General features: G+C 62.6%; 20 protein-coding genes. 9 read left to right on the forward strand and 11 right to left on the reverse strand.

Annotation, left to right across the window (positions count from 1 at the left end):
• Positions 1-55: 55 nt before the first annotated feature.
• Genes BKY27_RS15185 through BKY27_RS15200 form a run of 4 tightly spaced genes read right to left on the reverse strand, consistent with a single transcriptional unit; the run spans position 56 to position 2,370 of the window.
• Positions 56-499 carry a DMT family transporter gene (locus BKY27_RS15185; RefSeq protein ID WP_071675336.1) on the reverse strand — a complete coding sequence of 148 codons (444 nt, stop codon included), beginning with the start codon at positions 497-499 and terminating at the stop codon, positions 56-58.
• Between the two features lie 56 nt (positions 500-555).
• The gene (locus tag BKY27_RS15190) at positions 556-1,236 is read right to left on the reverse strand and encodes a hypothetical protein (RefSeq protein WP_071675337.1); all 681 of its coding nucleotides are present in this window, start codon (positions 1,234-1,236) and stop codon (positions 556-558) included.
• Positions 1,237-1,244: 8 nt separating this feature from the next.
• On the reverse strand, positions 1,245-1,904 hold the full coding sequence (locus BKY27_RS15195; protein WP_071675338.1) for a DNA-3-methyladenine glycosylase I: 660 nt from the start codon (positions 1,902-1,904) through the stop codon (positions 1,245-1,247).
• A 46-nt stretch (positions 1,905-1,950) separates the two neighbouring features.
• Complete coding sequence (locus BKY27_RS15200; RefSeq protein WP_071675339.1) at positions 1,951-2,370, reverse strand: PaaI family thioesterase; 420 nt, start codon at positions 2,368-2,370, stop codon at positions 1,951-1,953.
• Positions 2,371-2,598: 228 nt separating this feature from the next.
• Here BKY27_RS15200 and BKY27_RS15205 point away from each other — a divergent pair, with 228 nt between their 5' ends.
• Positions 2,599-2,892 (forward strand): hypothetical protein, encoded by a 294-nt coding sequence (locus BKY27_RS15205; RefSeq protein ID WP_071675340.1) that lies wholly within the window; start codon positions 2,599-2,601, stop codon positions 2,890-2,892.
• A 57-nt stretch (positions 2,893-2,949) separates the two neighbouring features.
• Here BKY27_RS15205 and BKY27_RS15210 read toward each other — a convergent pair whose 3' ends face one another.
• The 4 genes from BKY27_RS15210 to BKY27_RS15225 all read right to left on the reverse strand — a co-directional run bounded on the left by BKY27_RS15210 (position 2,950) and on the right by BKY27_RS15225 (position 7,934).
• Positions 2,950-3,486 (reverse strand): hypothetical protein, encoded by a 537-nt coding sequence (locus BKY27_RS15210; protein ID WP_071675341.1) that lies wholly within the window; start codon positions 3,484-3,486, stop codon positions 2,950-2,952.
• A 312-nt stretch (positions 3,487-3,798) separates the two neighbouring features.
• On the reverse strand, positions 3,799-4,476 hold the full coding sequence (locus tag BKY27_RS15215; protein ID WP_084667993.1) for a DUF2971 domain-containing protein: 678 nt from the start codon (positions 4,474-4,476) through the stop codon (positions 3,799-3,801).
• A 15-nt stretch (positions 4,477-4,491) separates the two neighbouring features.
• A complete protein-coding gene (gene parE, locus BKY27_RS15220) occupies positions 4,492-6,453 on the reverse strand; it encodes a DNA topoisomerase IV subunit B (protein ID WP_071675343.1) in 1,962 nt (653 codons plus the stop codon).
• Between the two features lie 125 nt (positions 6,454-6,578).
• Positions 6,579-7,934 carry a hypothetical protein gene (locus BKY27_RS15225; protein ID WP_071675344.1) on the reverse strand — a complete coding sequence of 452 codons (1,356 nt, stop codon included), beginning with the start codon at positions 7,932-7,934 and terminating at the stop codon, positions 6,579-6,581.
• A gap of 194 nt (positions 7,935-8,128) precedes the next feature.
• Here BKY27_RS15225 and ppk2 point away from each other — a divergent pair, with 194 nt between their 5' ends.
• Entirely contained in the window at positions 8,129-9,094 is a 966-nt protein-coding gene (gene ppk2, locus BKY27_RS15230; RefSeq protein WP_071675345.1) for a polyphosphate kinase 2, read from the forward strand.
• Between the two features lie 52 nt (positions 9,095-9,146).
• On the opposite strand, the gene BKY27_RS15235 is transcribed toward ppk2, so the two are convergent.
• Complete coding sequence (locus BKY27_RS15235) at positions 9,147-9,593, reverse strand: hypothetical protein (protein ID WP_071675346.1); 447 nt, start codon at positions 9,591-9,593, stop codon at positions 9,147-9,149.
• 186 nt (positions 9,594-9,779) lie between these two features.
• Between BKY27_RS15235 and BKY27_RS15240 the strand changes: the two genes are divergently transcribed.
• A complete protein-coding gene (locus BKY27_RS15240) occupies positions 9,780-11,171 on the forward strand; it encodes an MATE family efflux transporter (protein ID WP_071675347.1) in 1,392 nt (463 codons plus the stop codon).
• Between the two features lie 6 nt (positions 11,172-11,177).
• Here BKY27_RS15240 and BKY27_RS15245 read toward each other — a convergent pair whose 3' ends face one another.
• Positions 11,178-12,563, reverse strand: coding sequence for a M20/M25/M40 family metallo-hydrolase (locus BKY27_RS15245; RefSeq protein WP_071675348.1), 1,386 nt, complete (start codon positions 12,561-12,563; stop codon positions 11,178-11,180).
• Positions 12,564-12,753: 190 nt separating this feature from the next.
• Between BKY27_RS15245 and BKY27_RS15250 the strand changes: the two genes are divergently transcribed.
• From BKY27_RS15250 to ispG, 4 genes are all read left to right on the forward strand, one after another.
• Positions 12,754-13,335 carry a hypothetical protein gene (locus BKY27_RS15250; RefSeq protein ID WP_071675349.1) on the forward strand — a complete coding sequence of 194 codons (582 nt, stop codon included), beginning with the start codon at positions 12,754-12,756 and terminating at the stop codon, positions 13,333-13,335.
• A 184-nt stretch (positions 13,336-13,519) separates the two neighbouring features.
• Positions 13,520-14,743, forward strand: coding sequence for a 5-aminolevulinate synthase (gene hemA / locus BKY27_RS15255; RefSeq protein WP_071675350.1), 1,224 nt, complete (start codon positions 13,520-13,522; stop codon positions 14,741-14,743).
• A gap of 164 nt (positions 14,744-14,907) precedes the next feature.
• On the forward strand, positions 14,908-16,092 hold the full coding sequence (locus BKY27_RS15260) for a helix-turn-helix domain-containing protein (protein WP_233491857.1): 1,185 nt from the start codon (positions 14,908-14,910) through the stop codon (positions 16,090-16,092).
• An 83-nt stretch (positions 16,093-16,175) separates the two neighbouring features.
• Complete coding sequence (ispG, locus tag BKY27_RS15265) at positions 16,176-17,306, forward strand: flavodoxin-dependent (E)-4-hydroxy-3-methylbut-2-enyl-diphosphate synthase (protein WP_071675352.1); 1,131 nt, start codon at positions 16,176-16,178, stop codon at positions 17,304-17,306.
• Between the two features lie 202 nt (positions 17,307-17,508).
• Here the strand turns inward: ispG and BKY27_RS15270 are convergent, their stop codons facing one another.
• A complete protein-coding gene (locus BKY27_RS15270; protein ID WP_071675353.1) occupies positions 17,509-18,537 on the reverse strand; it encodes an amidohydrolase family protein in 1,029 nt (342 codons plus the stop codon).
• A 196-nt stretch (positions 18,538-18,733) separates the two neighbouring features.
• Between BKY27_RS15270 and BKY27_RS15275 the strand changes: the two genes are divergently transcribed.
• Both BKY27_RS15275 and BKY27_RS15280 read left to right on the forward strand, forming a co-directional pair.
• Positions 18,734-20,146: an FAD-binding oxidoreductase gene (locus tag BKY27_RS15275; protein ID WP_071675354.1), complete on the forward strand. Its 1,413-nt coding sequence runs from the start codon at positions 18,734-18,736 to the stop codon at positions 20,144-20,146.
• Positions 20,139-20,852, forward strand: a complete 714-nt coding sequence (locus BKY27_RS15280; RefSeq protein WP_071675355.1) for a VIT1/CCC1 transporter family protein — start codon at positions 20,139-20,141, stop codon at positions 20,850-20,852. The genes BKY27_RS15275 and BKY27_RS15280 overlap by 8 nt, the downstream gene beginning before the upstream one ends.
• Positions 20,853-20,869 lie beyond the last annotated feature (17 nt).

The following is a 20,869-nucleotide window of genomic DNA, read 5'->3' on the forward strand; positions in this document are numbered from 1 at the left end:
TTTCATATGCACGCCCGGTGTACGGGGGGTGTACAGGGGGTGTACGGGTGTCGACCTAGCCTCTGGGCGCCAATTGTGTCAGCGCCACACCAAGGCACATCACCAGAATCCCGCCCGCACGCAGCAGTGTCAGCGGCGCCGGAGTCGCCCCGAACAGGCCGAAATGGTCGATCAGTGCCGCCGACACAAGCTGCCCCAACAACACGAAGAACACCGCGTTCCCGACCCCGAAATGGGGCGCCACATAGGTAATGGACAGGACGTAGAACGCCACCAGAAGACCGGCCAGAAACAGGTGCCAGGGCTGCCCCGCCAGCCGCAGGATTGCGGCCGGTCCAGTAACCAGCGTAACCACGCAAGTGGCTGAAAATGCGACGATAAACAAAACGAAAGCCGCCGCGGCAGGCGAGCCGACATTGGCCCCCAACCGGGCATTCAGAGCGGCGAGAACCGGGATCCCGACCCCGGCGGCAAGCATGATTGCGGCGTGCTGAGACATCGCGGTCCCTCCCTTTTGCGCGCCACCCTGTGCCGGGGCGCAGCAAGGCGCAAGTCCTAAGAACAGATGCCCCTGATCTCGGCCCCGGCCCATGGTAACACCACATCGGGATGGCTCATCTGCGCGTCGATCGGCGCAAGGTCCAGATAAGGTTGCAAAATGTCCTGCAACCGCCGCGTCCGCGCCCCCGCCGGATCGAGCGCGCGACAGCAGACATATTCCTCGACAAGGCTGGCCTGCTGCTCGTATCCGTAGTGCAGGAAATCACGGGACTCTTCCGAAATATCAAAGAGATATGGATCATCGCTTACCCAACTTTCCGAGGCCCCGCGCAGAGGGTTGTAGCCTGTCACATCGCGGTATTGCCACTGCCAGATATGGGTCATCTCATGGGCAAAGAACATCGCCGCCAAGAGGCGCAATTCCTCGGGATAGCCGGTCAGATAGTCGTCCAGATAATAGTCCGGATTGACCCAGACCCGCCGGAACGACGCCATCCCCGCCGCACTGGTTTGCACCGTATCCCCTTGAGGTGGCGGTAAAATCCTCTCTCGGCAGGTGACGCGCGGACGCACGGGGCGGGTGTGGCTGCTTATCCCGACAAGCGGCATTTCGACGATCCGCAGCCGCTCGGTCTGCAACCCCGGCTGCAACTCGCCCATAAAGGCCCGCTCAGCCTCGGTCAGCGGTCGCCCGCAGGCGGCAAGGACAAGACAAAAAGCCAGCAACCAACGCATCTTGGGCCTCAGACCGACATGGCGAGAATTTGTGAAATCCGGGTCAGACCGCGCCCGGATTGCTCCATCCATACATTGAACGCGCCCTGAACCGCCCGCATGGACGATTTCGACCCTGCCGGTTTGTCGATCACGCCCTCGGCGATCAACCGGGCAGTGACGTCGCGGCTGAGGATGAACCCGTCGCGCCCGAGGAAACGCATCGCGTATTGTCCGGTCATCGCGCCAAGCCGCGATCCCCCGGATTTCATTAGATCGAGCAGGTCAATATAGTCGGTGGACCGCCAGGCCCCCAGCACCACGCCTGCGCCCCCTTGGTCTCTAAGAGATTGAAGGAAAACGGCATTGTCCCGCACGGTCTGGATCTTTGGCCCGTTACGAACGATCCGCGTGTCGACGAGCAGGTCGTCAAGCCAGTCGTCATCCATCATCGCGCAGCGACCGACGTCGAAGCCGTGGAACGCCGCTTCGAACCCGTCCCACTTTGCCTCAATGACTTTCCAGTTGAACCCGGCCTGAAACACGCAGCGGGTAAGCTGCGCGAGCCATCGGTCCTCGGGGATCGCCGCCAGTGCCTCTGGCGTCAGCGGGGTGGAGAGGCGCGCCGCCAGCCCGTCCGAACCGTGTCTTTCCGTTGCGATGGCGTGGATTTCGTCAAACGACCGCATCCGCGTGTCCCCCTTCTGTCGGGCCCAGCCTAGCACGGTCCGCGCGTCAGGCCACGTAGAAGGTCGCCTGCGCCCGCGCGATCTGATGGCCAGAGGGTTCAGCGACCAATTCCGCCTGCACGAAGGCCAAAGATTTACCCGCCCGCACGATATCGGCACGACAGACGATCCATTCGCCCACACCGGGCCGCAAGAACTGGCAGTCGAAATTCGTGGTCGCCACCGGGTGGAAGGCACCGAAATAACCGGCGGTGGCCATGACCATCGTGGTGTCGGCCATCGACATCAACGCCTGGCCCGACACGATGCCGCCAACGCGGGCCAGCCGTTCGGTGTTGGGCATGCGACTGACGGTGAACGAGTCGGTCACTTCGGTGATCTCTATTCCCAGATCGCGCACCCAAGGCGCGAAATTCTCGGCAAGAAAGCTGTTCAGGCTGTCGGGCGTGAGGGCAGGGGTGGTCATGGCGGTGTCCCCGTTTCTGTGTGGCTGGCTCAACGCTAAGGCGTTCACACAAAAGGGGCAATGCCCGCGGGCAAGCGGCGCTGTCATTGAATAACGTGACACGGTTTTCCCCTAGCAGGGCCGCGCTTTTGGATGACGGCGGCGGGGCTGTCATTGTGCTCTCGTCGCCTGTTCCCCCGGCGCAATCACCCTTCGCACTCTTCGCTTCAACCCAAAGGAATTTGACCCATGAAGACCACGATTAAAACCCTCCTCGCTGCCGCTATCGCGGCCACGGCGCTTGTGCAGACCGCGTCTGCGGATATCGTCATCCTGCGCCAATCGGACCTGATTGACACGCCCCTGCACAAGGTCACGCCGCGGATCGAACCGCATCCGATGCCGATCCTGTTCCCGCTGCCGCGGCCCATCCCGCTGCCCGACCCGTGCCTGAGCTGCCCGCCGTTCACGATGGATCACGGCCTGTTCGAAATGCCCCGCGTGATCGAGCCGCAGGTTCTGGCACCCACGCTGCGCCGCTGATCCCGACCCTCCTGACCTGTCATGCCCGCCCTCCGAGGTTTCCGCCTCGGGGGGCGATCAGCCTGCGTCACGCAGCCCGACCGAACGGCGCAGCGCAGCCATCGCCTGCATATAGGCGTCGTCGATCTGGTGATCGGTGGGCAGGTCGTCGAGGGCGAACATGTGCGCGTAATCCTCGTCCCAGTCATACCCCGCATGAACCCGCCGGTCGCCCAGGTCATGGGTGATGGTGGCGCGGATCTTGGCGTCCTCGCCGGGGCCGGTGAAGGTGTGAAAGCAAAGCGCCATGAATTCCAGGTGGCGGCGGTAGAACTCCTCCGACAGCAGGTGGCGCGAGATATTCACCTCGCGGTCGAGACGGCGCTTGGTGGCAATCAGGTCGGGCGGCGAGACCTCTTTCCAATAGCCGACGAGGCGGCGGAAACAGTAGATCCGGTTCAGATCGGGGGCGATGCGCTCGTAAATCTCCAGCCGTTTGACAAGGATCGGGCGGGTTTGCCACAGCGCCGCCTCGATGGAGATCAGCCGCCAGATCAGGGCGCCACTGACGCCGGCAACGAGCAGGAAGAACAGGATCTGGAGCCAGAGAGGCATCGGCACGCTCCGAAGCGGGAGAGTGCGGGAAAGGGTAGCAGAGAATGGAGCGGGGACAAAGGGTTGGGGGAGGGGTGAGTGGACCCACAGCCCGGAATCAAGCCGCAGGCGCCGGGCCAGCGGCGGCCCGTCCCGGCGGGCTGCCGCTTTGGTGAGGCTGCGCGTGGCCGAGAGGGAGGGCGGATGTGGCGGGAAATAGCGCTGCCGCCTCAAAGGTGCAGCGGCATCCCACGCGCCGCCGCTGGCCCTTGGAGGGGGAGGGATTTGCCCGGCATTGCGCGAGGGGTGGGGTGGTGGGCAGGATTGCCCACCTTACGCTTGCTTACTCGGCAACATCTGTTCAACCACTGCATACTTCCTGAAAGAAGCCCGCGCGGTCTTGATTTCAACCTCGCAATCCTGAAGCGCATCCTTAACTTTATTTGATGATATTATTGAGTTGGCACCTATTATGACCTCTTTCAGTGTGAGGTCAGGTCCAAATGGAACGAAAAATAGCGACTGTCCAATGCTCTTCGAATAAATTTCTTCTTTAGACAGGCTGACGTACACCCGCCATTCTTTCTCATAGGCCCAAATATCGCTCTTTGTCTTCTGGGCGTATTCAAGTTCTTCTTCATGAACGCGCTCGTCGTCTAGTTTTAGATTCCGAAACAGCCGCAAATCAGTAACGTACTGAATTTCCACCAATGCATCTGATTTTTTTGGATTAACATCAAAGCCGTAGCAAACGCCCTTGTGGTATTCCGCATAGTGTCCCCACATTGCAGGGCTTTTCCAATCGCTGGAAAAAGAAACGAAACCTTGTGCTCTTGCGTATTTATGAATACTCTTCTGCCACTCTCGCCGGAGTGGCCCTCCATTTTTTCCGAAGTCAAACGGTTTTAGCTCAAATATATCGTTCACTTCATCGGCAAAAGAGATCTTTAGACTCCGTTTTTTGAGGTTTTCCAGAGCGAATTTAGGCCCAGTATAATAATAAAGCCTCATACATGTCTCATCAATTCAAACATCCACATCCTCAACAAACCGCGCGTTTTCCTGGATGTACTGGAACCGCAATTCCGGCTTCTTGCCCATCAGGCGTTCCACCAGATCCCCGGTTTCCCCCGGTTCGTCCTCGTCGATGCTCACCCGGATCAGCTTGCGTTGCGTCGGGTCCATCGTGGTCAGTTTCAGATCCTTCGCGTCCATCTCGCCCAGACCCTTGAAGCGGGACACGTCGATCTTGCCTTTGCCGCCCAATCCCTTTTCCTGCCATTCGTCGCGCTCGGCCTCGTCAAGGCAATAGACCCGACGCGAGCCTTGGGTCAGGCGGTAGAGCGGCGGGCAGGCGAGATACAGATGCCCCTGGTCGATCAGCGGGCGCATCTGCGTGAAGAAGAACGTCATCAGGAGCGAGGCGATATGCGCCCCGTCCACATCCGCGTCAGTCATGATGATGATCTTGTCATAGCGCAGATCGTCAAGGCGGAACTTGCTGCCCAGCCCCACGCCCATGGCCTGACACAGGTCGTTGATCTCGGCATTGGAGCCCATTTTCGAGCTTGCGGCCCCCAGCACGTTCAGAATTTTCCCGCGCAGCGGCAGCAGGGCCTGCGTCTTGCGGTCCCGCGCCATCTTGGCCGACCCTCCGGCCGAGTCGCCCTCGACGATGAACAGTTCGGTTCCTTGCCGGTTGGTCGCAGAGCAATCCACCAGCTTGCCGGGCAGGCGCAGGCGTTTGGTGGCCGATTTGCGCTGCGTTTCCTTTTCCTGCCGCCGCCGCAGCCGTTCCTCTGCCCGCAGCACAAGGAAATCGAGGATCGCGCCCGCCCCCTTTGTGTCCGCCGCCAGCCAGTTGTCGAAATGGTCGCGCACCGCGCCCTCGACCAGCCTTTGCGCCTCGGACGTGGCCAGCCGGTCCTTGGTCTGGCCCACAAACTCCGGCTCGCGGATGAAGCATGACACCAGTGCACAGCCGCCGGTGATCAGGTCGTCGCGGGTGATCTGCGCGGCCTTCTTGTTGCCGACCAATTCGCCGTAGGCGCGGATACCCTTGAGGATCGCAGCCCAGAACCCGGCCTCGTGCGTGCCGCCCTCGGGCGTGGGGACGGTGTTACAGTAGGACTGGATGAACCCGTCGCGCGAGGGCGTCCAGTTGATCGCCCATTCCACCTTGCCGGGGGTGTTGAAGCGTTCCTTGAAATCAACCGTGCCCGCGAAGGGCTGATCGGCATATGTGGACGCCGTGCCAAGCGTTTCCCTCAGGTAGTCGGCCAAGCCGCCGGGAAAGTGAAAAATCGCCTCCAGCGGGGTTTCGCCATCGTCGATCGCGGATTTCCAGCGGATCTCGACACCCGAGAACAGATAGGCCTTGGAGCGCACCATCTTGAGCAGTCGCGCAGGCTTGAACCGATGATGGCCGAAGATCTGCTCATCGGGGTGAAAGGTGGTGGTGGTGCCGCGCCGGTTGGGGGCGCTGCCCATGTCCTCGACCGGACCAAGGGGAATGCCGCGCGAAAAGCGCTGTTCCACCAGTTTGCGGTCCCGCGCCACCTGAACGACCATCGTATCGGACAGGGCGTTGACCACCGACGCGCCGACCCCGTGCAGCCCCCCCGAGGTTTCATAGGAATCCCCCGAGAACTTGCCGCCCGCGTGCAGGGTGCACAGGATCACCTCCAGCGCGGATTTGCCGGGAAATTTCGGGTGCGGATCAAAGGGCATGCCGCGACCGTTGTCGCGGATGGTGACGGAAAAATCGTCGTGCAGCTCGATCTCGATGCGGCTGGCGTGGCCAGCCACGGCCTCGTCCATCGAGTTGTCGAGCACTTCGGCCACGAGGTGATGCAGCGCCCGCTCATCCGTGCCGCCGATATACATGCCCGGACGTTTGCGGACAGGTTCCAACCCCTCGAGCACTTCGATCGAGTCCGCATTGTAGCTTTGCTCTTGAGAAGCGCCCAGAAGAAGGTCGTCTGCCATGCCCGTCTGCTCTTTTGTTGGTGATTATGATTGCCGGAAAGAGTATCGCAGGGGCAGGGGCATCGACAAGGGGCCGCGCAGGATTTTGTGGCTGGCCCCGCACGGCCCACAAGGGAGGGGCTGGATCAGGTCGAGATCAGCCCGGCATTGTAGGCCTCTGCCCCAAGGGTGGCCTCGCCGCTGGAATTGCCCTCCAATTCGATCTGGGCCGGTGGCTGGCCCCAGCGTCCCGCCGCTTCGTCCGCCGCGCTTCCGCCGCCCATGGAAGGGGGCAGGATGTTCACCCGCACACCGCCGCGGAACGCGTCGAAGCTGGCGCCATTGGTCGGAGAATAGGTGCCGTCCGCGCCGACATAGGCCCCAAGTCGCCCACGGCTGAGCCCCCCTTCGACCCGCACCCGCACATCGCCGTTGCCATCGACCAGAACATGCATTGAAAATCCGGGCAGGCTGACGGAAAATCCGGAATTCAAACCGGGGATCAGGATGCCGTATTCTGGAAATTCCTCCTGGCAATTGTAACTGGTCGCATAGGGCTGGCCCTGCTGGCACGACAGTTGTGCCGAGGCGCTTTCCATCTCGCAGGTGACCCGCATCAGGCCGCCGACGATGCCGCCGGGGCAGATCTGGGCGCAGTTGAAATCGACGTTGCACTGGCTTTGCAAATACTGCCCATAGGGCGCGGCTATCGCGGGCAGGGCGGATGTGGTCACGCGCACCGCTGTCCCGTTTGGGTCGAGCGCATGGGCACGGGCCAAGGCCGCCGCGGCCGCGTCGGGGGTTCCGGCAGCCGCGTGCGCGCGGGCGAGGTTGGTCCAGTAGAGCGCCTCTTCGGGGGCGAGGGTCGTGGCGCGCTCGCCCGCGCTCACGGCGGTGGCGGTATCGCCAGCCGCGCGCGCGACATTGCCCAGGGTGTTCTGGATGGCCGCGCTATCGGGGGCCAAGGCTGCGGCGGCCTCGGCGGCCCGACGCGCCGTCTGTAGCCACATAGGATCGGCATTGTCGGGATCGGCGGCGTAGACCTCGACCAGCATTGCCGCGAAGTTGTTGAGCGAGGCCGGATCGCTTGGATCCCCCGCTGCGTCGGTGCCGAAGAACCATGCGGCGTGGGCGAAATGGCGGCGCATGAACAGCAGATGTCCGATGGAGTCACCCGTCAGACCCTGCGCGGCGTTGTCCAGGAGCAGGGCGGTGAATTCGGCAGCTTCGCCCGGCTCCCATTCCGTGGTCAGGCTGGCAAGCGTGGCGTCGAAGGCAATCTCGCCTTCGGACTGAGCCGCCGGGGCCGATGGGGCGGCAGGACTGGTCGTGTCGGTGGCCGTGGGTGCAGGTGCCGGGGCTGCCGGAGACGGAGCGACCGGCATGGTCGCGCCCGGCTTCGTGGGCTCTGGCGCGGGGTCCGGGGCCTTTTGGGCAAGGGCGGGTGCCGTCAGAAACAGTATGACGACGAGACTGGTCAGGGCGAGGGGACGTTGGGGCATGGCTCTCCTCCTGGGGCAATCGCACACCTACAGTTTACCCTAAGTCAACCCGTCGCGGTATGATCAATCTCGGGGCTTGGGCGATGGTCGTTCAGGGACGGCCAATTTGACCCCAATCAAGGCGCGTAAGACAGAAATGTGACAGACTTTACCCTGCAAAAAACGAAACAAAGACCAAAACGGAGGGACCGCATATGGAAGACCTGAACCCCGAGGCTGTGACCGACGCCCCTGTTGCCGATGCCAACACGTCGGCGCCGGACATCGCGCAGCCGGAGGCCTCTATCGTTCGCAAATTTCCAAAGGTGACTCTGGACCAGATCCGCCATGCCTTTGAAACCGGGCGTTACCCCTATAGCCGCAAGATGGCCCGCCGTGTCTACGAGGCCGAGAAGGCGCGGTTGCAGGCCGAGTTGCTCAAGGTGCAGATCTGGGCGCAGGAAACCGGCGAGAAATTCGTGATCCTGTTCGAAGGCCGCGATGCGGCGGGCAAGGGCGGCACGATCAAGCGGTTCACTGAACACCTCAACCCGCGTTTTGCCCGTGTCGTCGCCCTGAACAAACCGACCGACCAAGAGCGCGGGCAGTGGTTTTTTCAGCGCTATGTCGAGCATTTGCCGACGGCGGGCGAATTGGTGTTCTACGACCGGTCTTGGTACAACCGGGCTGGCGTGGAACGGGTGATGGGGTTTTGCGAGCCGAACGAATATCTGGAATTCATGCGCCAGACCCCCGACTTTGAACGAATGCTGACGCGGTCTGGACTCCGCCTATACAAATACTGGTTCTCGGTCACGCGCACCGAACAGCAACGCCGGTTCAAGAGCCGCGAAATCGACCCGCTGAAACAATGGAAGCTCAGCCCGATCGACATGGCCAGCCTCGACAAATGGGATGACTATACCGAGGCGAAGGAGGCGATGTTCTTTTACACCCACACCGCCGATGCGCCTTGGACGATCATCAAGTCGAACGACAAGAAACGCGCCCGGCTGAACTGTATGCGCCATTTTTTGTCCAGTATCGACTATCCCGGCAAGGATGAAACCATCGCGACACCGCCCGATCCGCTGATCGTCGGTCATGCCAGCCACGTTGTGCATGCGTCGGATCATATCCTTGGCAGGTCGCTGCACCCCGATCAGCGGCGCACACGCTGAGGGCTGGCGGGCGCCCGGCTGGTCCGGGCGTCGAAACGGTGGCGTTCGGGGGTCAGTAGGCCGTCACCAGCGGCACCTCTGCCGCGGTCACGATATTGCGCTGAATGCCAACGCTGGCCATGGCCGCCAGCATGGCGACGTCCGCGTCCGACAGGGTACCGTCATTGTAGGCCAGCAGACCGTCCTGCAACCCCGACAGGATCGTTGCGTTGGTCATCTGGTTTGCGGTGTCGAAGAAACCTTGCGCATCCGCCTCGGTCACGATGCCGGCGTCGTAGAGAGCGTTGAAATGGGACGAGTTGAACTGAACGAAGGCGTCGCTGACCTGCTGCGACCGCAGCTGCGCGTCGAGATTGGAGGCAAGCGTGCCGATTCCTTCGTCGAGCACCGAGGTGGCCGCAAGCGCCATGCCGGTCACGGCAGCGGTAAGCACGACCCAGTCAACCGTGACCGCGCCTTGCTCGGATACAAGGAACCTATGCAACTGGCTCGTGTGCATTATATGAAACTGCCCATTTTTTGATCCAATCTGGTCTGCGCGCCAAATGTGGCGGGAATGTGGCGAAGTGGGCTTCATGCAGGGCAACACTCTTGTTCCAAAGCGGAAACCTGTCGTTGATTTAAACCAGACTTTCAGCATATTGCCAAGGATTGTCCGGGTGAATTGCCCGTTTCGAGTGCTTCCATGTCAACCTTCCGCCACCACCTGCGGGCCGTGGTCTTGCTCGGTCTTCCCTTGGCCGGCAGTCATCTGGCCCAACTTTCCATCGGCATCACCGACACGGTGATGATCGGGTGGTATGGGGTCGAAGAACTCGCGGCGCTGTCGCTGGCAACGTCCTATTTCTTTGCAATTTACCTGCTCGGCTCTGGCTTCGCAATTGCTGTGATGCCGATGGTCGCCGCCGCCATCACCAATGACGATCGCAGACAGGTTCGCCGGGTGACCCGAATGGGGCTTTGGATCTCGGCGCTGACCGGCCTGCTGGCAATCCCGCTGTTCTGGTTCAGCGAGCCGATCTTTCTGGCGCTCGGTCAGTTGCCGGGCTTGTCGGCGGACATGCAGATCTATCTGCGGATTGCGGGATGGTCGATGCCGGTCTTCCTGATGGCGATGGTGTTCAAAAGCCATCTGTCCGCGCTGGAGCATACCCAGATCGTGCTGTGGTCGACCATTGCGGGCACGCTGATCAATATCCTGGTCAACTGGCTGCTGATCTTTGGCAATCTCGGGTTTCCGGAACTTGGCCTGCGCGGGGCGGCCATCGCCTCTCTCGGCACCAATGTCACCGTGTTCGTGATCCTGACGCTATACGCCGCCGGGGCGCGCGACTTGCGGGCCTACACCATTCTTGCGCGGCTTTGGCGACCCGACTGGGGCGCGTTCGGCGAGGTCTTTCGCTTGGGGTTGCCCATCGGGTTGACCATGCTGGCGGAAAGCGGGCTTTTTACCGCGAGCGCCATCATGATGGGCTGGATCGGGGAAGAGGCGCTTGCGGTGCATGGCATCGCCCTGCAAATCGCGGCGGCGACTTTCATGATCCATCTCGGGTTGAGTTCCGCCGCGACGGTGCGCGCGGGCCATGCCTGGGGCCGAAAAGACCCGATCGCCTTGCGACGGGGGGCCCTGGCCGCCCTGGTTCTGTCGCTTGTGCTGGTGGCAATCACGATCACCGCTTTCCTGACCGTGCCGGAACAACTGGTCGGACTGTTCCTCGACCCCAACGATCCGGCGCGCGGGCGGTTGATGGCGCTTGGTGCGTCGCTTCTGGCGATGGCGGCGCTGTTTCAACTGGCCGATGCGATGCAGGTCATGGCGCTTGGTTTCCTGCGCGGGGTGCAGGATACGCAACGCCCGATGATCTACGCGGTGGTCAGCTATTGGGTCTTGGGCGTCCCGGCGTGCTATGTGCTTGGCTTTTCAATGGGCATGGGCGGCACCGGGATCTGGCTTGGCATGGCCGTCGGCCTGTCGGCGGCGGCGATCAGCATGATGACGCGGTTCTGGACAGGCCCGGCCCGCACTCCGTTGGCGCTGGTGCCGGACCTGCCCGCGCCCGATATCGGCGCAGAGTAGACGCGGTCAGGCGGTCAGGGCGTCCAGAATGCGCGCCCATGACCGAATGCCCTTGTGAAAACTCTCCACGTCGTATTTTTCATTCGGCGAGTGGATTGCGTCATCGTCATTGGCAAATCCGGTCAAGAGCGCGTCCATGCCCAGAACCTGCTTGAAAAACCCTGCAATCGGGATCGAGCCGCCCATGCCGATGAACACCGCCTCGCGGTTCCATTCCTCGGACAGCGCCTGCCGGGCTTTCTCGAACTCCGGTCGCTCGGTGGGCATTACCGGGGCAGGGGAGCCTTCGAGATCCTGGTCCCATTCCACCGCAAGGTCGGGGCCAAGCCGGTCGGCGACGTGCTGTCGGATCTTCTGGCGCAGCGCGTCGGGGTCCATGTCGCCCACCAGACGGCAAGTGATCTTGCAATGCGCCTTGGAGGGGATGACCGTTTTGGACCCGGCCCCCTGATAGCCGCCCCAAAGGCCGTTGATTTCCAAGGTCGGCCGCGCCCACTGTTTTTCCAGCGTGGAATAGCCCTTTTCGTAGTGCGATACGGAATATCCCGCCTGTCCCAGATAGTCGGCCTCGTCAAAGCCCGACAGGGTCCATTGGCGCAGGATCTCCTCGGGCACCCCGTGCACGCCCTCGTAAAAGCCCTCAACGGCCACGGCACCGGTTTCGGCGTCATAGAAGCTGTCCACGATCCGCGCCATTTCCCGCAAAGGGTTCAGGCCCGGCCCGCCGTAATGGCCGGAATGCAGGTCGATGCGCGGGCCGGTCAGGGTGAACTCGTCCTTCAGCATCCCGCGCAACTGCGTCGGAATCGACGGCACGCCGGGCGCCACCATCGACGTGTCGCAGATCAGGGCGATATCGGCGGTCAGTTCCTTTGCGTTTTCCTGCATGAACGGCACCAGAGAGGGCGAGCCAGACTCTTCCTCCCCCTCGAAGAAGAGCGTGATCTTGCCCGGCAGCTTGCCGGTTTCCGCCTTGAAGGCGCGGCATGCCTCGACAAAGGTCATAAGCTGCCCCTTGTCGTCAGACGCCCCGCGTCCACGGATCACCTTGCCCTTGGGGGTTTCTTCGATGGCCGGTTCGAACGGCGGTGTGGTCCACAGGTCGAGCGGGTCGACCGGTTGCACATCGTAGTGGCCGTAGAACAAGAGATGCGGGCCGTCAGTGTCGAGATTGGCATGTGCCACCACCATCGGATGGCCGGGTGTCGGGCGTTTCGAAGCGTCGAAGCCGATGGATTTCAGGTCTAAGACCAGCCAGTCGGCCGCGGCATCGCAATCGGCCTTGAATGCCGGATCGGTTGAGATCGAAGGGATGCGCAGCAGCTCCATCAGCCGGGTCATCGCGGCCTCCTGATCGTGATCAATACGGGCGAGAACGGCGTCGAGCGACATGGCGCATCCTTTCTGGTGGGAAATCTTGCCCCGGACCTTACCAGCGGCGCGGCAACTGTCCAGTGGGCCGGATGCAACAACCCGGCAGGCTTTTGCCGGTTCTTGTCCTCGTGGTTGTCGTAAGCTGGCGCACACGGTATCCCGACTCTCGTGTTTCCCGGGGCCAAAGCCAAAAAACGGAGAGTTTTCCATGTTCAAGCGAATTTCCCCGAAGCTGGCCGGCCTTGTGCTGGCGCTGACTGCCACCGCCCTGCCGGCCCTGGCCCAGACCCTGCCGAACATGCGAGAGGCGCGTCGTCTGGTCTTTGCGCGTGACGGGGCGGTTGTGGGCGAGGTGATCCCCAATGACAGCCTGTCGACGGCAGATGTGGCGATCCTCAACCAGATTGTCGCCACGCAGAAATACTATGCGGCCGTGGCGATTTCACCCGATCAGGGGTTGGTGTCCGAGGCCACCGTGGCGGCGGCGAATTTCCATGATGAAGACAACGCCCGCCGGGTCGCGCTGGAAGGGTGCAACGAGCGCCGCGCCGAAGACAGCGCCGAATGCGCCATCGTGTTGATCATCCGCCCCGAAGGCTGGGAACCGGGCCGCCCGCTGCAACTCAATACCGACGCTACCGCCGCGCTTTGGGGCAGCTACCGCCAGTTGGGCCGCCCGCGCGCAATGGCCATATCCGAGGCCACCGGTCAGTGGGGGGTCGGAGACAGCTGGGAAGCGGCTGTTTCCGATTGTGGACAACCGGACTGCCGGGTGGTTGTGGATAATTGATTCCGGGTCTGGCTCGTTGATCCATGTCAAAGTAACTTGCGCGTCAATTTGTAACTTGCAGGTAACGGGCCTCAGGGCCTAATTCACCCTTGTCTCCGGCCTTCTCGGGAAACGCACCTGCCGGAACGAATCTAACCAGCGTCTTTCGGGCCAATGCGAACGGGCCCAAAGAAGGAGACCGCCAGTGAACTACGATGCCGCGCTTGATGCCGCCCTGAACCGTCTGCACGAGGAAGGGCGCTATCGCACCTTCATCGACATTGAGCGCCGCCGCGGCCAGTATCCACATGCTGTCTGGAAGAAGCCGGACGGGACCGAGCAGGACATCACCGTCTGGTGTGGCAACGACTATCTTGGCATGGGCCAGCACCCCGTGGTGCTGGAGGCGATGCATCAGGCCCTTGAAGACACCGGCGCAGGGTCCGGCGGCACGCGCAATATCTCGGGCACAACCGTGTATCACAAGCGGTTGGAGGCAGAGCTTTCCGACCTGTACCAGAAAGAGGCGGCGCTGGTCTTTACCTCGGCCTATATCGCCAATGACGCGACGCTGAGCACGCTGCCCAAGCTGTTTCCCGGTCTCATCATCTATTCCGACGCGCTCAACCACGCCTCGATGATCGAAGGCGTGCGCCGCAATGGCGGGGCCAAGCGCATCTTCCGCCACAATGACGTGGCCCATCTGCGCGAATTGCTGGCCGCCGACGACCCCGAGGCGCCCAAGCTGATCGCCTTCGAGTCGATCTATTCGATGGACGGCGATTTTGGCCCGATCAAGGACATCTGCGATCTGGCCGACGAATTCGGCGCGCTGACCTATCTCGACGAGGTTCACGCCGTCGGCATGTATGGCGCGCGCGGGGCCGGTGTGGCAGAGCGTGACGGCCTGATGGATCGCATCGACATCATCAACGGCACGCTCGGCAAGGCGTTCGGCGTGCATGGTGGCTATATCGCGGCAAGCGCCAAGATGTGCGATGCCGTGCGGTCTTACGCGCCGGGGTTCATCTTCACCACCTCGCTGCCGCCGGTCGTGGCGGCAGGGGCGGCGGCGTCGGTCAAGCACTTGAAAACCGACCAAGCCCTGCGCGACCTGCATCAGGAGCGCGCCAAGGTGTTGAAGATGCGGCTCAAGGGCATGGGCCTGCCGATCATCGACCATGGCACCCATATCGTTCCCGTGATCGTGGGCGATCCCGTCCACACCAAGAAAATCTCGGACATGCTGCTGTCGGATTACGGAATCTACGTCCAGCCGATCAACTTCCCGACCGTGCCGCGCGGCACGGAACGGCTGCGCTTCACGCCGTCTCCGGTGCATGATCCCAAGATGCTGGATGGGCTGGTGCGGGCCATGGACTCGCTCTGGAACCACTGTGCGCTGAATCGTGCCGAAATGAGTGCGTGACCTCTCGTCCACTGGTGCATTTGTCATTCATCTTGTGGTAACACCTTCCCAAGTCCGGCGATTTAGGGAATCAAACCGTCGGCACGTTGGGGATGTGTTCGGTCGACAGATCGGAAAAAACCGTCAGTTACCGAACTGCAATCGCGGGGCAGGACCGCATGGGCATGAACAAAGATGCGTCAGACGATGGCACCGTGCCATTCGACGGGTTCGACACGTTTGACGTACCTCTTGGCGACCTCTTGCGGGGCGAGCGTGCAACTATTGGCAAATCGCTGCTGGATGTCGAGCGCGAGCTGAAAATCAAGGCCGCCCACATCGCCGCCATCGAAAATGCCGACCTGTCGGTCTTCGCCACCAAGGGATTCGTCGCCGGGTACGTGCGTTCCTATGCGCGCTACCTTGGCATGGACCCGGAATGGACCTTTCGCCGATTTTCGCAAGAGGCCGGGTTCTACGGTGTTCACGGCGAATCCGCTGCGCAGGCCCGCGGTGCCAAGCGGGTCTTCGGAGAGGCCCCGGCGCGGGTTAGCCCGAATGACGTGATGTCCTCGGCTCGGGTCTCGTTCGCACCGCAACGCGAAAGCATTTTCAGCAATCTCGAACCCGGCGCGCTTGGCTCGGCGCTCGTCCTGTTGGCCCTTGTCGGCGTGATCGGATACGGCGCGTGGTCGGTCCTGACCGAGATCCAGCGTGTGCAATTCGTGCCGGTCGAGGAAGAACCCACCATGACCGCCAGCCTCGATCCGATCGAGACGGCCGGCGTGATGTCGATGGCCAGCGCGGAATTGCCGGACGCCGCGACGCCCCGCGTGCCGGTGATGGACCCGATCGACCCGATTTTCCGCCCGCAAGCCTTGGATATGCCGGTGATGACGCCGCGCGACCAGGCGATTGCGACGCTCGATCCCGACACGGTAGGTGACTATGCCTCGGCCCCGCGGATTCAGGCCCCGGCGCAGGACGAAGGCTATGAATTGGCCAGTGCCGTGCAGGTGACCGAAGAACCGCAAGGCGACGAGGTGATCCTGTTTGCGGTGCGGCCATCGTGGATTCGCGTGCGCTCTGTCTCTGGAACGATTCTGTTCGAAGGCACGCTGGATTCCGGTGACAGCTATGCCTTGCCGGAAGGGGCCGAGATGCCGACCCTGCGGGCGGGCAATTCCGGCTCGCTCTATTTCGCGGTGAATGGCGTCACGCTTGGCCCGGCAGGCCCCGGCACCTCGATTGCCCGCGACGTTGTTCTGACCGCCGATGCCTTGTCGGAAAGCTATGTGATGGCCGATGCCGCCGCCGATCCCGATCTGCCGCGCGTGGCCTCTCTGGTGCTTGGTGACGAGGGCAACTGAGCGCACCCCGTTGCCGTGCAGCGACCAAAGGTCTATCTGGGCGGCAAGAGCGTTTGACACCCCAGACAGCCCCGAGGCGTCCCATGTCCCATAATCCCATTCGTCCCTGGCGCAATATCGACCGCCGCGACAGTCGTCGCATCATGGTGGGCCGCGTGCCCGTGGGCGGCGGCGCGCCAATCTCCGTTCAGACGATGACCAACACGCTGACCACGGATGTGGCGGGCACCATCGCGCAGGTGCAGGCCTGCGCCGAGGCGGGGGCGGATATCGTGCGCGTTTCGGTGCCGGACGAGGCCTCGTCGAAGGCGTTGAAAGAGATTGTCGCGGAAAGCCCTGTGCCGATCGTGGCCGACATCCATTTCCACTACAAACGCGGCGTGGAAGCGGCCGAGGCGGGCGCGGCCTGTTTGCGGATCAACCCCGGCAATATCGGCAGCGCCGACCGCGTCGCCGAGGTGATCAGGGCCGCCCGCGATCATGGCTGTTCCATCCGCATCGGGGTGAATGCCGGAAGCCTTGAAAAGCACCTGCTCGACAAATACGGCGAGCCATGCCCCGACGCGATGATCGAAAGCGGGCTCGACCATATCCGCATCTTGCAAGATCACGATTTCCACGAGTTCAAGATCAGTGTGAAGGCGTCTGACGTCTTCATGGCCGCAGCTGCCTATCAGGGCCTGGCCGAGGCCACGGACGCGCCCATTCACCTTGGCATCACCGAGGCGGGCGGGCTGACGACCGGCACCGTCAAATCTGCTATCGGGCTTGGCAACCTGCTGTGGATGGGCATCGGCGATACGCTGCGCGTCAGCCTGTCGGCGGATCCGGTCGAAGAGGTGAAGGTTGGCTATGAAATCCTCAAGGCGCTCGGGCTGCGGCACAGGGGGGTCAACATCATCTCTTGCCCGTCCTGCGCGCGGCAGGGGTTTGACGTGATCAAGACGGTGGAGCTGCTGGAAGACCGGCTGGCCCATATCAAGACCCCGATGAGCCTGTCGGTGATTGGCTGCGTGGTAAACGGGCCGGGCGAGGCGTTGTTGACAGATGTCGGCTTTACCGGTGGCGGGGCCGGGTCGGGCATGGTTTATCTCGACGGCAAACAGGCCCACAAGCTGGCCAACGACGGCATGATCGAACACATCGTCGAACAGGTCGAGAAGAAGGCCGAACAGATCGAGGCCGCGCGGACCGTGGCGGATGCTGCGGAATAGGCCAAGGTCGCTCTTGCGGTGTTAACCCCTCATTCGGGCTTTCATGCTAGACCTGAGACAGGTCGACCCCCGCCGCGAAGTTGGGTGCGGTGCAGCGGGGGCCGCCTTTGGGTGTCCGGTCGTTCGGGGCGATCGGACAATTCAACACTACCGTAAGGAGTCTTGAGAAAGCGTTAACGCCGACCGATGACGCTGAAAAAGGTCATTCGGCGGCAAGACTGTTGGCAGGAAGCTTCTGAAGCAGTCTTTGTGCGGCCATCCCGGTGGCAAAGGTCAACTGTCCGGCGGCGATCGTGGCCTCGACCCGGCGGGTCGCCGGGTTCATCACCACGATATCGGCACGTTTTCCATGGTCGAGTGTCCCGCGATCTGTCAGGCCCATGATTTCGGCCGGTTTCCGCGAAACCAAGTCCCACGTCGCGGGCAGGGCATTGATCGCGCCACTGGCCAGCATCCATGCCGCGTCGGGCAGCGTCGCGGGCATCCCACCCGAAATCAAGCCGTCGCACAAACCCTCGGCCACCAGACGGGCGGTGTTCACGGCCTCTCGCATCCGCGCTTGTGGCAGCAGGTCGCCGGCGGGGGCCAAAACCGCATCGTTCATCGCCTTGGCCGTGGCCGCCGCCGCCCGTGTGCGTGGCTGTTCCGCGATGCGGGCCCCGAGCATTCGGTAGTATTCCCGCGTTTCCGCATCCACGTCGCCAAGGCTGCCATAGAGGATGCCAAGCGCATCGAAGGTTTCGGCCAACCGGCACAGATCGCGCGAAAACAAGGCGGCCGCGCTGTCGCCATCACGGTGCGGCTGCGACTGGAAGACGGCAAAGTCGAGGCCCTGTGCCTCTAGCAGGCGCAGCAGGTCCGGGTCCGGGCCGGGTTCCGGTGCCAGCACCAGCTTTGCGCGCAAATCGCTGCCGCCGCGCCGCCGCCCCAGGGCTGCCAACACGCCTTCCATCCGGCTCGGCTGTGCCTCCATCGCCAGCCACGCGGTGGTCACGCCATGACTGGCCAGACGCTCATCGAGACGCGGCAGATCCTGCGGACGGGGCAGGGACGGCAGGGCGCAATGCAGGTCAACTATTCCCGGCAACACCAGGTAGCCGGACAGGTCGACCTCGGGCAGCGGCCCCTTGGTGATCCGGCCGCGTGCCACGGCAAGCGACCGGCGCTGAAACTGGCCGTTGCGCAAGATCTGTGCGCCCATCAGGCGCATCGGAGGAAGATAGGTCGACATCTGTGAAAGACCGCTCGGATCAGGTTTTCGACGAGAGGTACGGGGCCTCTGTATCGTGGGTGTGACAATCCGCTCAAAATTCGCTGAATTCCCTTTGTAAACATCGGATATTAACCTGCGGCGGCAGGGTCGATTGCGCCGGTCGGATCGGGGCGATACTGTCGCCTCGCTATCGTTTGATCTCGAGGAGAGCCGAATGGCCGATATGTTGGACCTGCCCCGAAACGACGAGGGAATCAGCACCGCGGTCGGGCTGCTGAAACAGCGCTTCGGTGAACGGCTGGAAACTGGCGTGGCCCTGCGCGAACAGCACGCTCACACAGTGACCTGGATCGAAAACCAGCCCCCCGACGCGGTGATCTTCGTTGAGTCGACGCAAGAGGTGCAGGAGATCGTGCGCATCTGTGCCGATCACCGGGTGCCGATCATCCCCTTTGGCACAGGCTCGTCGCTTGAGGGGCAGGTGAATGCGCCCGCAGGCGGCATCAGCCTCGATTTTTCGCGTATGGACAAGGTGTTGGCCGTGCATCCCGAGGATATGGACGTGGTCGTTCAACCCGGCGTCACGCGCGAGGCGCTGAACACCTATCTGCGCGATACCGGCCTGTTCTTTCCGGTCGATCCCGGCGCGAATGCCTCGCTTGGCGGCATGGCCTCGACCCGCGCCTCTGGCACCAATGCGGTGCGCTACGGCACGATGAAGGATTGCGTGCTGGCGCTGAAGGCGGTTCTGCCGAACGGTGAAGTGGTCAAGACCGCCGCGCGGGCGCGCAAGACCTCGGCGGGCTATGACTTGACGCGGCTATTGGTCGGGTCCGAGGGCACGCTTGGCATCATCACCGAACTGACAATCCGGTTGCAGGGCATCCCCGAGGCGATCTCGGCCGCCACCTGTTCCTTTCCCACGGTCGAGGCCGCGTGCAACGCGGTGATCATGACCATTCAGATGGGGCTGCCAGTGGCGCGAATCGAGCTGTTGGATGCGCTTTCGGTCCGGGGCGTCAACGCCTATGCCAAGCTGGATCTGCCAGAGCAGCCGCTCTTGCTGCTGGAATTCCACGGCTCGGAAAACAGCGTCAAGGAACAGGCACAAACCTTTGGCGACATTGCAGAGGAATTTGGAAGCGAGGGATTTACCTTCACCACCCGCGAGGAAGATCGCAAGAAGCTTTGGCAGGCGCGGCATGATGCCTATTGGGCCAGCCTCGCCCTGCGACCGGGTGCCAAGGGGATTTCCACCGATTGCTGCGTGCCGGTCTCGCGCCTTGCCGAATGCGTGACCGCAGCGCAGGCCAAAGCCGCGGAACTGGGCATCATCGCCCCCGTGGTGGGCCATGTTGGCGACGGCAATTTCCACACCCTGCCGCTGGTCATGATGGATGATCCCGACGAGGTCGCCCGCGCCAAGACCTTTGTCAGTTGGCTGAACGAGCTGGCGATCTCGATGGATGGCACCTGCACCGGAGAACATGGCATCGGGCAGGGCAAGGCGAAATACCTGATGGATGAGCTTGGCGAAGGTGCCGTCACCATGATGGCCGCTGTCAAGCGCGGCATAGACCCGTTCAATATCTTCAACCCCGGAAAGATTCTTCTGAGTGATGTCTGATTTAGCCAACCAACCCTCCGCCCATTCCGAAACCCATCTTTCCTTCCGCACCGGTTGGCTGCGCGCCGCCGTGATGGGGGCGAATGACGGAATCCTCTCAACCGCCTCGCTGATCGCCGGGGTTGCCGCCGGTGGCGGTGACCGGGTGGCCATCCTGTTGGCCGGGGCCGCCGGTCTGGCCGCTGGTGCGATGAGCATGGCCGCCGGGGAATATGTCTCGGTCTCCAGCCAGTCGGATACCGAGCGCGCCGATATCGCCCGCGAAAAGCATGAGTTGCGGGTGAACCCCGAGGCGGAACTCGAAGAGCTGGTGGCGATCTATCGCCATCGCGGGCTGTCCGAGGGGTTGGCCCGCAAGGTTGCCCAGGAACTGACCGAAAAAGACGCGCTTGGGGCGCATCTGCGCGATGAGATCGGGATCACCGACCTGTCGCCGCCGCGCCCGATGCAGGCCGCCATCGTGTCGGCCCTGACCTTTGCCGTCGGCGCGGCCGCGCCGTTGATCGTGGCGGGTTTTGCGCCGCTCTCGGGCTTGGTCTGGTGGGTGGCTGCCGCGACCATGTTGGCACTGGCGATTATGGGTGGTCTTGGCGCGCAGGCGGGCGGGGCCCCGAAACTTCGCGCGGCAACCCGCGTGGTCGTCTGGGGCATCCTCGCGATGGTCGCAACCTCGGCCATCGGCAGTCTCGTCGGAACAACGCTTTAGCGCCCGCCACTGGCCCG

This window comes from Nioella nitratireducens (assembly GCF_001879715.1).
Classification (GTDB): domain Bacteria; phylum Pseudomonadota; class Alphaproteobacteria; order Rhodobacterales; family Rhodobacteraceae; genus Nioella; species Nioella nitratireducens.

What these genes read in the sequence shown, in the direction of transcription:
- BKY27_RS15185 (WP_071675336.1), bottom strand. Translation starts at nt 499, where the DNA reads ATGTCTCAGCACGCCGCAATCATGCTTGCCGCCGGGGTCGGGATCCCG.
- BKY27_RS15190 (WP_071675337.1), bottom strand. Translation starts at nt 1,236, where the DNA reads ATGCGTTGGTTGCTGGCTTTTTGTCTTGTCCTTGCCGCCTGCGGGCGA.
- BKY27_RS15195 (WP_071675338.1), bottom strand. Translation starts at nt 1,904, where the DNA reads ATGCGGTCGTTTGACGAAATCCACGCCATCGCAACGGAAAGACACGGT.
- BKY27_RS15200 (WP_071675339.1), bottom strand. Translation starts at nt 2,370, where the DNA reads ATGACCACCCCTGCCCTCACGCCCGACAGCCTGAACAGCTTTCTTGCC.
- BKY27_RS15205 (WP_071675340.1), top strand. Translation starts at nt 2,599, where the DNA reads ATGAAGACCACGATTAAAACCCTCCTCGCTGCCGCTATCGCGGCCACG.
- BKY27_RS15210 (WP_071675341.1), bottom strand. Translation starts at nt 3,486, where the DNA reads ATGCCTCTCTGGCTCCAGATCCTGTTCTTCCTGCTCGTTGCCGGCGTC.
- BKY27_RS15215 (WP_084667993.1), bottom strand. Translation starts at nt 4,476, where the DNA reads ATGAGGCTTTATTATTATACTGGGCCTAAATTCGCTCTGGAAAACCTC.
- parE (WP_071675343.1), bottom strand. Translation starts at nt 6,453, where the DNA reads ATGGCAGACGACCTTCTTCTGGGCGCTTCTCAAGAGCAAAGCTACAAT.
- BKY27_RS15225 (WP_071675344.1), bottom strand. Translation starts at nt 7,934, where the DNA reads ATGCCCCAACGTCCCCTCGCCCTGACCAGTCTCGTCGTCATACTGTTT.
- ppk2 (WP_071675345.1), top strand. Translation starts at nt 8,129, where the DNA reads ATGGAAGACCTGAACCCCGAGGCTGTGACCGACGCCCCTGTTGCCGAT.
- BKY27_RS15235 (WP_071675346.1), bottom strand. Translation starts at nt 9,593, where the DNA reads ATGCACACGAGCCAGTTGCATAGGTTCCTTGTATCCGAGCAAGGCGCG.
- BKY27_RS15240 (WP_071675347.1), top strand. Translation starts at nt 9,780, where the DNA reads ATGTCAACCTTCCGCCACCACCTGCGGGCCGTGGTCTTGCTCGGTCTT.
- BKY27_RS15245 (WP_071675348.1), bottom strand. Translation starts at nt 12,563, where the DNA reads ATGTCGCTCGACGCCGTTCTCGCCCGTATTGATCACGATCAGGAGGCC.
- BKY27_RS15250 (WP_071675349.1), top strand. Translation starts at nt 12,754, where the DNA reads ATGTTCAAGCGAATTTCCCCGAAGCTGGCCGGCCTTGTGCTGGCGCTG.
- BKY27_RS15260 (WP_233491857.1), top strand. Translation starts at nt 14,908, where the DNA reads ATGAACAAAGATGCGTCAGACGATGGCACCGTGCCATTCGACGGGTTC.
- ispG (WP_071675352.1), top strand. Translation starts at nt 16,176, where the DNA reads ATGTCCCATAATCCCATTCGTCCCTGGCGCAATATCGACCGCCGCGAC.
- BKY27_RS15270 (WP_071675353.1), bottom strand. Translation starts at nt 18,537, where the DNA reads ATGTCGACCTATCTTCCTCCGATGCGCCTGATGGGCGCACAGATCTTG.
- BKY27_RS15275 (WP_071675354.1), top strand. Translation starts at nt 18,734, where the DNA reads ATGGCCGATATGTTGGACCTGCCCCGAAACGACGAGGGAATCAGCACC.
- BKY27_RS15280 (WP_071675355.1), top strand. Translation starts at nt 20,139, where the DNA reads ATGTCTGATTTAGCCAACCAACCCTCCGCCCATTCCGAAACCCATCTT.